The organism is Pseudomonas sp. LBUM1651, from assembly GCF_059716135.1.
In genome coordinates this window covers 1,289,488-1,301,774 of the sequence record NZ_CP166805.1, presented here as the reverse complement: position 1 = coordinate 1,301,774, position 12,287 = coordinate 1,289,488, and the positions used below count along the sequence as shown (strand labels likewise).

Below are 12,287 nucleotides of genomic sequence, written 5' to 3'. Positions count from 1 at the left end.
GTTATTCAGCCTTCTTGGCAGCGGCCTTTTTGGCCGGGGTGGAGGATGCGGCCGACTCGGCAACCGCGATATTTTTCAGCTCCAGACGACCAGCGCTGCGCAACGCGTTGGCCTCCACATCGAGCAGTTGCAGTTCCTGGCCGATGCTCGACCAGTGACCACCCCCGGTGGGGAATGGGAGGAGCACGGTGTACGTTTGGCGTTCTGCCATTTCTGTTTCTCCTTGAACGAAAAAGCCCCTTGGGTCAGGGGCTGTCGGGTGTTGTGTGGGTTGTTTTGCGGATAAGAAAACGCCCCGACGGTGCGGGGCGTTTATTGGGATTGTTCGGCGATCCAGAGTGGGGACGCCGGGCGGCTTTCCGGTGCAGGAAATCCATCGGCCAGAGGCCAGTCGCGTAGCGATTGCAGATACTCAAGCAATTCCCTGAATTGAACAGCACTTAACCTGGTGCCTAGTCCAAGATCGACTTCGTCCCGATGGCGTTCGCGCATCCATTTAACGCTTTCAATTGCTTCATCGCGCCAGGCTCGACCAGCCGCTATTAACTCAATCGGCCCCACGATCGGGACGATTGGCGCGACCAACTCCCCGCCAACATTCAGCCAACCAACCGCCACTGCCGAATCGCATTCGACCCAGATCAGCGACGCATGGAACGGCGGCAATTCATCAGCATCCAATCGCTCAACCACTCGGCCACCATCAAGGCGTGCAAAGCTCCTCATAGTCATCTCCATTTAATCACTACCATGCCAGCAGCGCCGACCCCGCCGGCATAACTCGGCCCATCGCCGCCACCACCACCGCCGCCTGGAGCGAAGCCTGCGCCACCAGCTGCAGCCCATCCACTAAGACCGCCACCGGCACCACGAGCGGCCATGCCGCCACCACCGCCAGCCGTGATTTCGCAAGGCTCTCCACAATCGCCTGAAAAATTAAGATCCCCTCCTGCGCCAAGACCACCAAGAGAGCCTGGTCCACCACCGGAGACGACCTGACCAGCGCCCCCGCCTGTCGCGCTGCAATAGGTGTCAAATGAGCTTGTGCCGCCAGTGCCACCGGAATACCCCCAAGCCCCAGCCGCTCCACCGGCCCCGACCGTAACCTTGATCACGGTTCCGGCAGCCAACCCTGTAAGACGCTTGTAGGAGTATCCTCCCCCACCACCACCGCCACCTGCGGCAGCTCCGTTTGAACCCCCGGCACCACCACCGCCACCGCCCCAAACTTCAACGTCGAAAACAGAGTCGGGCTTGGTGCCTTGAGGAACGGTGAAGTTGGATACACCCGGCGCTGAAAAAGTCTGCCAACCGGGCTCCATCGGCCTTTGGTGCTGCATTTCGAGGACCAGCGCCGCGACATCAACGTTTCCCTGATTGATCGGCGCGTTCCAGGCCTTGATGCACAACATGAACGCCACGTTGTTGGGTCGGGTGATGCCATACGTAACCTCGGGACCACCGGGCAGCGCATAGTTCGCTGCCGGGTTCACCCCCATAAGTGTTACACCCGAATAAAGCCCCGTATCGCCACTGTCATACCCCGTTTTGATCCTTGATGCAGCATGATCATTGATATTGGAAGCAATGGATTGGGTCGCCGGCAAATTGGTATCAATCGCCGAAATACTACCTTTCTGCCAACTGCCAATCGCGCGGCCCGGATCTACTCCGCGACCATGGTCCCAGCCGCGCACGAACTCGCCACGCGACTCAGGTAATCGGGTGTAGCCCGCCCCATCGCCCGGCAAGTTGTACTTACGATTCAGATAGGTCGCCAGATCTGGATAAAGCGAGTCTTTAAACAGGCTGTTGTCCACCTCAAGAAAACCTGGTGGAACGCTTTCCGCAGGAAAGGTCACCATGGCACCAACCGGCAGCGCCGAAGCCTGCGCAATCATCGCCTCGATTTCAGGTTTCGTGTAAGTGTCCTTGATCCCAAAACCAGCCAGCGTTTCCGGATTCGTGCCAGCAGTGGCGCGACCGTATTTGTCGACTGTAAGGCTCTTGTAGGTCCCGGCCTGAATCCCCGTTCTACCGGCAAGCATTTCAAAGCTCAGTGCAGTAGTGCCCAACGTGATCGGACCGTTCGTAACCAGGTGCCAAAGCGAATCACCGTTCGCCGCGCCCTCCTCCACCATGACGGTCAGGCCCGGCGTTACCTTGGCGCTCGCGTTGGCATCAGTCGCCCGCACCCATGCGCTATTAGCCGCAACATAGATGCCGTTATCCTTCGCCGTCGTTTGCGCCGCCACCAGAACTCGCTGGCCTGACAGCACCGCGACGCCGTCGATTTGCTGCGCACCACTGAGCACGATGTTTTCCGTGGCAGCCACGCGCACCGACTGCTTGCCATCCAGCTTCGCCAACTCATCGGCGAGATAGCTCATCACCCAGGCACGTGTCGCTTTAACCACGGTGTCGTCAATCAACAGCGTGACGTTCGACGCATTACTCGTCTCAAAAATCGAGCGAATGTAGAACTCTTTCCCAGACCCCGACGTCGCCAACACCGGCTTGAACGACTCCGGGTATTTGACGATGGCGTACAAAATCCCGGTGTCAGTCCAGAGCCCCGCTTCACGCACATACCAACCGCCCTCTTCCGGCGGAATGGTCACTTCGGCCAGCAGCCAACTCGGATTTTTCTCATCCTGGAACAGCGCATTCAGTGGCCCGCGCCACACTTCTCGTTTAAGCGCAGTGGCCGTTGCCGCCGGGTTGTAAACCGCGCCGCCGCCGTCGCCGACCGAAATCTGTGACAGTTTGATCGGCACGCCCGCCGCCTTGCAGGCGGTTTCGTAGGCAATCCCTGCATTCGTGAGCAGGGTGTAATAGTCAGCCATTCAGGCCCCCTGAGGATAAATAGTGGATGTTTCAACGGCGTAGAGCCCGGCAGCCATAAAGGCCTGACCCGAGGCTTCGAGCCCTTCGATGACAATCGGATACACCGTGGTGAGTTCACCGCACACCGTCGCCGCGCCGATGACGTGACTGCCAAACGCGCTCAAACCAACGGACACCGACAGAATGTCCCGTTCGCTTTTGGCGTCCGCCAGGCGTCGGTCAAGACGTGCGTCGATTTCTTCGCTGTAGGGCTGTTCCGTAAACGCCCTGACGGAAAAGCTGTAAGGCTGGCCCGGTGGCGTCTGCTCGTACCAGGCCCGTACTTCAGGCATCAACCGCAATCCTTTCGCGGCGTTTTCCAGCGCCTGTCGCGTCCCCGCCTGCCGCGCCGTGGGCCAGGCGAGTTCGACCGTTAAGCGTTTTTCCGCTTCGGCCGCCTCGGAGCTCCATTCGCTGACACCGCGATCCGCGGCGAGATACGGCAGAAACGCCAAGGGCGTCGCGGTCGGGTTCATCAGCTCGGGGAACGGCGGCGTGATGCGATCAAGCAAGGTGCCGAAACCGAGATCCAGGGCTTTTTCCAGCGCTGAGCTGTTGGACGGCAACAGGCTCGGGCGAGGTGTTTGGTCACTCATAGCGTGAGCACCTCGACCTCGACACCCGTGCACCAAGGCGCTTCGAAGGCGGTCGTCACAATCGGCTCGATCGGTTCGAGAATCTCGAGCTGAACCGCGCCGGCGCTGTGCAGCGTGTAGTCGATCCAGCTCGGGTCGACCCGCCCTTCCAGGCGATGACAACTCTGGGCATACGCTTGCAGTTGCTCTTGTGCGGCCACCTTGGTCAGCCCCGAATCAGGGCCGGCGTTGATCCTCGCGACGACGCGGATTTTGTAGTTTTTGATGTGGGCGCCCTGCACCGTGACCCGATCCGTTTCTGGTCGCACATCAGGCCGGGCGAAGTGCTGGCGCACACCGTCGAGCAGCTCTTCGGACGCGGTGCCATCGCCTTCCCTTGCAAGCACCGTGACCATCATCTCACCGGGCGCCGTGCGACGTCCGTTGCCATCCTTGACCTGCGCCGCATGGCCGTCTGGATCGAAGGTGTACGTGACCATCACCTCCCCCGGCGCCGCCGTTTCCACCTTCACCGCAGGACGCTCGCCAAGGGTGAACACCTCGCGGCGATACTGCATGCGCGAGCCGGCCGCCGGTGCATGCGGCGCCAGGTAGTAGCGCAACCGGGCGTCATCGTCGCTTTCGTACAAGGGGGCAATCGGCGGGAATGCCGCCGGATCGCCCGGGTCGAGCAGCTGACGCTCAAGGCCCATGTCCGCGAGACGGGCATCCAGATTGCTGCCGGTCGCCCACCAGGCCAGCATCTGCTTGATGCGGGCGTTGTATTTTCGTTCGTGAATTTGCAGGCGCACACAAAACGCCTCAAGCGCCAGGGTCAGCAACTCGCTTTCGTTTTCAAGACTGGCCTTGAGCTTCGCCGCCGTTTCGGGAGACCGGGCGCCGACGTACTCGACGACAAACGTCTTGAACTCGGCGAGCAGGTCTTCGAACGCTTCGACGGTGACGATCGACGGTTCGGCCAACTGGTTCTGGCCAGGGATCAACATGCTCATGTCACCACCTCGAAGGTCTGGTTGCGGTTTTTCCAGGTGCCGGCGAATCGCAGTACAAGTCCGGCACCTTGCCGGCCGGCGACAATGGCCTGCGGCTGGAAATCACTGATGCCGTTCTGTTCGTTGTAGAACGCCTGCGCCGCATGACTCTGGGCAAGGATCAGCAGGTCGTCGCCGAGGTTGCGGCCCAGCAGATCCGGGATCAGCGAGCCATACAAAGGACGCTTCTGACGGGTGCCCAACGGCGTGGTCAGCGCCCGGGTCGCGCGCTGCACAAACTGCGGCCAGTCGTCGACCGCCGCCCCGGTGTTTCTATCGATTCCGATCATGGGAAACTCGTTATGCGGTACTGATGATGCGTCCCTGGTGATCCACCACCGGGCCGCTCAGGTGCACACCGGAAGCGTCGAGTCGCAAGCCGACCGCGCCCAGTTGCAGTTCGATGGCCTCAGGCGTGATCGCAAGGCTCGCCGGGCCGAGATTCAACTCGAGCGCTTCGCGAGAGCCATTGAACGCCGCCGGGCCGTTCTTCCAGTGCAAGGCGTGATGGGCGTCGTCGTAGCCGCTTTCAGTGCCGTCCAAATAAAGGCGACGCGTCAGCGAAGCCTGTGTCGAGGCGGGTGGAAACTGATTGCCGTTGAGCCCGAACAACGCCACGGATTGAGCGCTGCCCTCGCCGCCGCCATGGTTGAGCAACAGGCATTGCTCGCCGACCGAGGGGATCCGCGACTCGCTTTGCGCCCCGGCGCTGGGGTTGAAAAAGCGGATGGCCGGGGTCAGTAATTCACCGTGTCTGACCCGGCAGGTGTTACTGGCCGCATCGACTTCCTGGCACACGCCGATGCGACACAAGCTGTCGGTTCGCCGGTGCAAGTCTTCAAGTTCGGCCTCCATCTCGGCCAGGCGCTCAATGATCGGGCCGATCTGCTGGCGTAAAAGCGCATCGAACATGGCTCAGCCCTCGAGTTCGGTGTATTGGTCCGGGTCGTCGATGTTCGAGACTTCCCAGGTGCGGGCAAATTTCGGGACGCCCAGCGGGTCGTCCAGCAGCAACGCGCCGAGGTACAGCGTCTGGGTAAAGGAAAGGGTCCAGGCCAGGTACTCCCGCGTATCGCTGATGAGCGTTGACGGCAAGGCATCGATGTTCACGGGCAGGTCGCATTGGCTACCCGACAAACCCCATCGGTTATCCGTCACCCATCCCTTGAGGACGGCGGCCAGATCGCAAGCGGCCAACCCGGGGTCGTCCAGCGTCGGCGACACAATGACTTGCAGCGAGAGCGTCAGGACATGGGCGATGCGCCCGTCATTGGCGCGGTCGCCGGGTGCATTGCGTTCGATGGCGATCAGAATCCACGCCTGATCGAACGTGCCGTCGAAGTCCTGACGACCTCCGACTTTCAAACCCAGGTCAGCCGAACGCAGTGCTTCGGCAATGGCAAACAACAGCCGCGACGGCTTATCGATGTCGGGGGACATAAGGGGCTTCCAGTTCAAATATTGAAGCGTTCGGCTGCTCGGGGGGATGCAGCGTGTCGGCGTTGCCAGAACGGCAAAGGGGTTTGGATTTATTGATCCGGGCGGGAATCGCGTGGCGGCACTTCACACACGCCGATCCGCTTGGCTGCCCAGCGTTCGTAAAGGCCGATGGCGACGTCGGCGCCGGCCATCGCCGTGAGGCAACCGAACGCGCCAGCCGCCCAGATCGACATGCCGGCGGCGTACAGCAGCATGATGGCCGAGACCCCGCAGATCATGCAGGCCCCGGAACGCAAAGCCAGGCGCCGCAGCAATGACCAGCCGCGGGCGCCCTCCTTGTCGGCACGCCACATTTCGCCAGACACCCCGCCCATCAAGGCGAGCACGATGACCAGCCAGATCGGCATGTCCAGCAACGCTTGTTGCTCGTTTGTCATGTCACGCCTCCTTGGGATCGATGAGATGGGCTTCTCGGAAATGAGCCGCCTGGTTTTGATCGACGAAGAACTACAGTTTTTCAACGATCACGTTGTCGATGAAAGCGAAGTTGACGTACGGGTTCTGCTCATTGGAAAAGGCCAGCGTTGTCTGGGTCGTGGTCGCTGTGAAGTCATAAGCCACGGTGTTCCACTCGACAACGCCACCTTTGGCTGTTGGTGTGTTGAAGAGCGCGGTCTGACCGGCCACTTTCACTTGCACGACACCATCACCGGATCGGTTGGCGTACATCGAATTGCCCATGCTGAAAGTCAATCGGTACCTGGCCCCTATAACGGTGGCAAAGTTCTGCTGAATCCCGCCGCCATTGGCGTAAACGCTGTTAGCCAGATCGACGATCACTGCACCTTCCGCTGCCGCAGAGCCAGGGATCGAGGCGCGCATGTTGAAATACTCGGCACCCGACAGAAAGGTGGTCCAGCCCGTAATGAAGTTGGCTTTTGCCGTCGTGTCCAGCACACAGCTGTCGCTGCAACCGGGTTGTTCAAAGCTGCCGTTGACCAGGAGGTTCGCCGCAGTTGCGCTGCCGGCAGCACCGACAAGGGCCAGAGTCAACATCAGTGGGGCAATGATTTTCTTGAGTCCGTTCATGGTTTTACCTATTGAGTGGAGTGTATTCATCGCGCATCGGTTGCTGCGCAGTCGATCCCCAATTGGGGGCTGATATACCTGACGTGAGGCAGGCATTCCAAAAAGCCCGGTCGCCCAGGCTTTTCAGTAATGCGATCCTTCGCGTTGACCTTTCGGCACTACTGGCGCGGTACGGGTCCATTCAGATTGTTTTTCCGACCGCGGCCCCTGCCCGCCAGATAACTGCTTTCGGTGCTTTACGCTGCACACCCGGGTCAGTTGCCAACCCTCTGAACCGTTGAGGCCGGTTCATCGCTGCCTTTGTGGTGTACCTAAAGAGCTTCGTTTTCGAGCTGCTTTGTTGAGCGGCTTGAGACAAAGAATATGCATGGATGCATATACAGTCAATGCACAAATGCATTTATTTATGCATTGAGAATGCGCTGACGCATGAAAGCCCCGCAGACAAGGCGTTGGCGGTTTTCAGCAGACGAAAAAAACCCGCGCAGTGGCGGGTTTTATCTGACAGCGGTGAGGTTAACGGGCGTACATGCCCCACCAGAAGACGTGACCAAGGATGACGATCTGCTCTTCCTGAATTTCCTGGAAGGTGTAGTCCTCGTCCGGATGCTCATCGCGATTGAAGCTGCGCAGGCGTATCCCCGTTGGCAAACGATAAAGCTGTTTAACCCGCAGTTGACCGTTGTGATTGATGGCATACAGATCGCCATCAATGATATCGCCGATCCCGCATTTGCCGGCATTGACCCCCACGGTGGCGCCGTCGCGCAGTACCGGCAACATGCTGTTGCCGCGCACCGTCACGCATTTGGCCTGGTCGAACTGCACACCATTGTGGCGCAAGCTGCGCTTGCCGAAGCGCAGGCTAGAGCGCTCGCTTTCTTCGATGACGAATCTTCCTGATCCAGCAGCCAATTCAACCTCGCGAAGAAAGGGGACCGACACCTCGTCGTCATCGACGGGCGTATCGTCGTCCCACAGGCTTATGTCCTTGAGTTCCGAATGCAAATCATCGCGACCGGAATTGACGGCGGGCGCGACATCCGCACGACCCCGTAACTGGTCGGTGCTCACGGAGAAGTACTCGGCGATCTTCGAGATGTGTTTGTCCGAAGGATCGACGATCTTCCCGCTGAGGATTCGCGAGAGAGTGGATTGAGGCACGCCGGTGCGACGGTGAAGCTCCGTGGGGGAGATCCCGTGCTGGTCGAGCAGCGCTCTTAAGACGGTAGAAACATTGCGTTTTTGCATAACGCGCATAGTGCTTGATCTTTTGACACAAGACAAATGCTGTTTTGCATAATCAATGCACAAGTAGCAAAAATGGCTTGACAATTGAGCTGCCAGAGCTTGAGTCATACCTTGGCATCGTACCTTCCCCCACCACAATCTGATCTTGTCATCCTTCACGCAGTGCGGATGACCCAGGCCACCATAATCTGGCCGACAAGGCCCTTACCGCTAGCGCCGGTCCACAGAGTGCGTGCAGTCTGTTGCAGTCATGCTTTTTCCAGACAAAAAATACTCGCTCCATGGCGAGGTGCTGGCAACAGATCAGGCGGCATCGTGAAGATCGTCAGAAAGCAAAGACCTTTTTCATGCTGACATCAAAAAACCTCTATGTGCCGTTCAGCGAAATCGCGATAATGACACCTAAAAATTCGCGCTAACAAAGGAATGTCGATGACTGACGTTGGAAAATTTTCTCTGCTCTCTCTTGTACTGCTATTCCCCGGGGCCTTTTTTTATCACGTCGCAATGGGCCTAGGGTACATACCGCCTGTACTTGGCGGGTATATAAGCATTGTTGGGGCAACTGTTCTTGTACCGCTAGTAGGCTACTCCTTCGTCAAACTTCTATTCAAACCAACAATCAAAAAAAGCAACCTCGTGTTCTATATTTTCATCATGTCCTTTGGATCCATTGCAGCGTATCACTTCCTGACCGATCAACACATACAGAACTCACGAACCAATTTTTTGTTATTTATAAACTTACTTGCATGCTACTTTATTTTTAAAAACATTAACACGACAGATAAAAGCTTCAAAAAAACACTTATAACATTAACCCTCGCAATGAGCGCACTTATCCTGTATTACTCTGAAGAAGGGAGGTTTGCTATTGATACGCTATCTGAACATCCCGGCATTGTTGCGAACTACCAAACATTCGCTCTGGCATACTTCCCTTTTTTCACATTAACAATTGCCAAAACAGAGTCAAAAACAGGAAGATATAGCTTGTTTGTTCTAGGCTTTATCTGCCTGTACCTGAACAGCGCAAGAAGTGAATTTGTAGCGACACTGATATTCTTTACTGTATTTGAGGCGACTGTATCAAAGCAAAGAATACTATCGTCAATAACAACCGTTTTTGTTGCAGTCATCGCAATCGCAATGCTGCTGGCGTTTAGTGCAGACACTTGGTCAAACAGGACGTTCAGACTAGTAAACCTTTCTGAAGACAACTCATCAAATGTTCGAGATCAAATAGCTCGAGAAGGATTCGAGAAAATCATGAAAAGCCCCATTATCGGGGACTATGGAAACTATGAACCAGGTTTATACATACACAACATACTGTCCGCCTGGCAAGACCTTGGTTTGTTGGGATTCATATATTTTTGTATGATGTTGGCAGTACCATTGACACTATTCGCCTGTAACGCACTATTGCATGGCGACCGCTCAAGAGATGCAGCCCTTTGCCTGGGCATGCTAACAGCAACAACAATTCTGCTGATTTACGGAAAGTATTTCGCGTATCCGCTAGTGGCAGTTTCTCTCGGAATGGTCTCAAGTACATATCATTGGCGAACGAAAGAACATTCAAACATGCAGACCAGGATGTCGGAGATGCACGCAGAAAATTGGCCCTATCGAGAACAACGACGCAGTAAAGAATACCGCCGTTACGAAGCCGGCCAAACGCAGCATCCATAAAAAGAGCGACTGTTCTCGCTCAGAGTTAATTTTATACGCTGACGGCGGGGCACTGAACTGGAGATGGACTCGCGGTGATCAGTCAGCAACAGCGTTCGATAGTAAGCCCCCGGCAACGCAAGCAAGAAAAAAACCCTCTACCATCGGTTCCCCCCCATCGTGGAAAATAAAGTGGGCAACCTTTCAGAAACCCACAGGAATCAGTACGTGTCGGCCATCCGATGATCGCGTCCTGAGCCATCTACGCAGAAGACTTATGGGATGCAAGCGTAAGGGCTCCATGAACCCCACATTCAAAGTCGCCACCTGATCCCCGATGGTGTGCTCCCGATTTTCTCTGGAGCCAGCCCGCCATGATGCGACCCGACGCCAAATTCGAAAAAGTGTACCTCTACCCCAAGGCCGTGGACTTCCGAAAATCCATCGACGGCCTGGCTGCGCTGGTCGAGCTGGATATCAAGGTCGCCGTGTTCGAGCCCGTGCTTTTCGTCTTCCTGGATCGCCACCGCAACCGAGTGAAAATCCTCTACTGGGAGCGCAACGGCTTCTGCCTTTGGCTCAAGCGCCTGGAATCCGAACGCTTTAAAACTTCCCCCGACGCCAGCGACGAGGCCATCGTGCTGAGCGTCCAGGAATTGAACTGGTTGCTCGACGGTTTTGACCTGTGGCGCAACCGTCCACATCAGGTTTTGACTCCAAGATTTGTCGCCTGACGGGTATAATCCGGGGCATGCCATCCATGCCCGACAACCTTCCTGATGATCCTGTTTTACTCAAGCAAATGTTGCTTGAGGCACTCAGCCGTCAGGACGAAGTGGCTCAGGCTTATCAGACCTATATCGTCGATCTCAAAGAGCAGATCAAGCTGCTGCGCGACCGTCTGTTTGGACGTAAATCCGAACAGACGGTCGAGTCCAACACGCCGCAACTGGCTCTGTTCAACGAGCCTGAAAGCGAACCGTTGCTGGCCATTGATGACGCTGAAGAGGAAGTCGTTGCTCCGGCCCCGCGCCGTGGCAAACGCAAGCCCCTGTCAGCCGATCTGCCGCGTATCGAAGTCATCCACGAACTGCCCGAGCACGAACTGACCTGTGCCTGCGGTTGCCGCAAGCATGTGATCAGCGAAGAAACCAGCGAGCAGCTGGACATCGTGCCGATGCAGATCCGGGTGATCAAACACATCCGCAAAGTCTACGGTTGCCGCGGTTGTGAAACGGCTCCGGTCACCGCAGACAAACCCGCTCAGTTGATTGAGAAGAGCATGGCCAGCCCGAGCGTGCTGGCGATGCTGCTGACCACCAAGTATGTCGACGGCTTGCCGCTGCACCGCTTCGAGACGGTACTCAGCCGGCATGGCATCGATATCCCACGCCAGACCCTGGCGCGATGGGTGATCCAGTGCGGCGAGCACTTGCAACCGCTGCTGAATCTGATGCGTGATCGGTTGCTGGAAAGCCCGGTCATCCACTGTGATGAAACCCGCGTCCAGGTACTCAAAGAGCCTGATCGAGACCCGACCAGCCAATCCTGGATGTGGGTGCAGGCCAGCGGGCCGCCGGATCGAAAAGTCGTGCTGTTCGACTACACCTCCAGCCGGGCGCAGGACGTGCCGTTGCGCCTGCTGGAAAGTTATCGCTGCTACGTGATGACCGACGATTACGCCGGTTATAACGCGCTGGCGTTGCAACCGGGCGTGGAACGCCTGGCGTGCATGGCCCATGCCCGGCGCAAATTCGTCGATGCGCAAAAAGTGCAGCCCAAGGGCAAGACGGGACGCGCCGATATCGCGCTGACGATGATCAACAAGCTGTACGGCATCGAGCGTGAACTCAAGGACGTCAGCGATGAACAGCGTTTTACTGGCCGTCAGGAACTGAGCCTGCCGGTCCTGTCCCAGTTGAAAAACTGGCTGGAGAAAACGCAGCCACAAGTGACGCCGCAAAGTGTGCTGGGCAAGGCCGTGAATTATCTGACCAGCAACTGGAGCCGGCTGGAGCGCTACGTGGAGGCTGGGTTTTTACCGATCGACAACAACCCTGCGGAACGCGCGATCAAGCCGTTCGTGATCGGGCGCAAGGCTTGGCTGTTTAGCGATACGCCCAAAGGCGCCACCGCCAGTGCGCAGATCTACAGCCTGGTCGAGACCGCCAAGGTCAACGGCCAGGAGCCCTATACGTGGCTGCGCCACGTACTGGAGCGGCTGCCGCATGCGCAGTCGGTGGCGGACTATGAGGCGTTGCTGCCATGGAACTGCTCGCCAGAGATGCCGCGGTAAACACGAAGCGCTTCTGGCGGTAGG

Annotated in this window: 14 protein-coding genes; 3 read left to right on the top strand and 11 right to left on the bottom strand. The window is 57.5% G+C overall.

Going from position 1 to position 12,287, the window contains the following annotated elements; all coding sequences use genetic code 11:
- Nucleotide 1: 1 nt before the first annotated feature.
- From ACA066_RS05970 to ACA066_RS05920, 11 genes are all read right to left on the bottom strand, one after another.
- Nucleotides 2-211, bottom strand: a complete 210-nt coding sequence (locus ACA066_RS05970) for a hypothetical protein (RefSeq protein ID WP_497698501.1) — start codon at nt 209-211, stop codon at nt 2-4.
- Between the two features lie 101 nt (nt 212-312).
- On the bottom strand, nt 313-726 hold the full coding sequence (locus ACA066_RS05965; RefSeq protein WP_497698500.1) for a hypothetical protein: 414 nt from the start codon (nt 724-726) through the stop codon (nt 313-315).
- A gap of 2 nt (nt 727-728) precedes the next feature.
- The gene (locus ACA066_RS05960) at nt 729-2,846 is read right to left on the bottom strand and encodes a phage tail-collar fiber domain-containing protein (RefSeq protein WP_497698499.1); all 2,118 of its coding nucleotides are present in this window, start codon (nt 2,844-2,846) and stop codon (nt 729-731) included.
- The gene (locus ACA066_RS05955; RefSeq protein WP_497698498.1) at nt 2,847-3,482 is read right to left on the bottom strand and encodes a phage tail protein I; all 636 of its coding nucleotides are present in this window, start codon (nt 3,480-3,482) and stop codon (nt 2,847-2,849) included.
- The gene (locus ACA066_RS05950) at nt 3,479-4,474 is read right to left on the bottom strand and encodes a baseplate J/gp47 family protein (protein WP_497698497.1); all 996 of its coding nucleotides are present in this window, start codon (nt 4,472-4,474) and stop codon (nt 3,479-3,481) included. Before ACA066_RS05950 ends, ACA066_RS05955 begins: the two co-directional genes overlap by 4 nt.
- The gene (locus ACA066_RS05945; protein WP_497698496.1) at nt 4,471-4,803 is read right to left on the bottom strand and encodes a phage baseplate protein; all 333 of its coding nucleotides are present in this window, start codon (nt 4,801-4,803) and stop codon (nt 4,471-4,473) included. Before ACA066_RS05945 ends, ACA066_RS05950 begins: the two co-directional genes overlap by 4 nt.
- Before the next feature lie 10 nt (nt 4,804-4,813).
- The gene (locus ACA066_RS05940) at nt 4,814-5,425 is read right to left on the bottom strand and encodes a phage baseplate assembly protein V (protein WP_497698495.1); all 612 of its coding nucleotides are present in this window, start codon (nt 5,423-5,425) and stop codon (nt 4,814-4,816) included.
- Between the two features lie 3 nt (nt 5,426-5,428).
- Nucleotides 5,429-5,953, bottom strand: coding sequence for a hypothetical protein (locus ACA066_RS05935; RefSeq protein ID WP_497698494.1), 525 nt, complete (start codon nt 5,951-5,953; stop codon nt 5,429-5,431).
- Between the two features lie 89 nt (nt 5,954-6,042).
- A complete protein-coding gene (locus tag ACA066_RS05930) occupies nt 6,043-6,390 on the bottom strand; it encodes a phage holin family protein (RefSeq protein WP_084322300.1) in 348 nt (115 codons plus the stop codon).
- Nucleotides 6,391-6,460: 70 nt separating this feature from the next.
- Nucleotides 6,461-7,042: a DUF642 domain-containing protein gene (locus tag ACA066_RS05925; protein WP_497698493.1), complete on the bottom strand. Its 582-nt coding sequence runs from the start codon at nt 7,040-7,042 to the stop codon at nt 6,461-6,463.
- A gap of 516 nt (nt 7,043-7,558) precedes the next feature.
- A complete protein-coding gene (locus ACA066_RS05920; protein WP_497699811.1) occupies nt 7,559-8,293 on the bottom strand; it encodes a LexA family transcriptional regulator in 735 nt (244 codons plus the stop codon).
- 432 nt (nt 8,294-8,725) lie between these two features.
- On the opposite strand from ACA066_RS05920, the gene ACA066_RS05915 reads away from it, so the two are divergent.
- The 3 genes from ACA066_RS05915 (at nt 8,726) to tnpC (ending at nt 12,263) form a co-directional block, all read left to right on the top strand.
- Nucleotides 8,726-9,988 carry an O-antigen ligase family protein gene (locus ACA066_RS05915; protein ID WP_497698492.1) on the top strand — a complete coding sequence of 421 codons (1,263 nt, stop codon included), beginning with the start codon at nt 8,726-8,728 and terminating at the stop codon, nt 9,986-9,988.
- Nucleotides 9,989-10,341: 353 nt separating this feature from the next.
- On the top strand, nt 10,342-10,701 hold the full coding sequence (gene tnpB, locus ACA066_RS05910) for an IS66 family insertion sequence element accessory protein TnpB (protein ID WP_497698491.1): 360 nt from the start codon (nt 10,342-10,344) through the stop codon (nt 10,699-10,701).
- Nucleotides 10,702-10,718: 17 nt separating this feature from the next.
- Nucleotides 10,719-12,263, top strand: a complete 1,545-nt coding sequence (gene tnpC / locus ACA066_RS05905; RefSeq protein WP_497698490.1) for an IS66 family transposase — start codon at nt 10,719-10,721, stop codon at nt 12,261-12,263.
- The last annotated feature ends 24 nt before the right edge of the window (nt 12,264-12,287 follow it).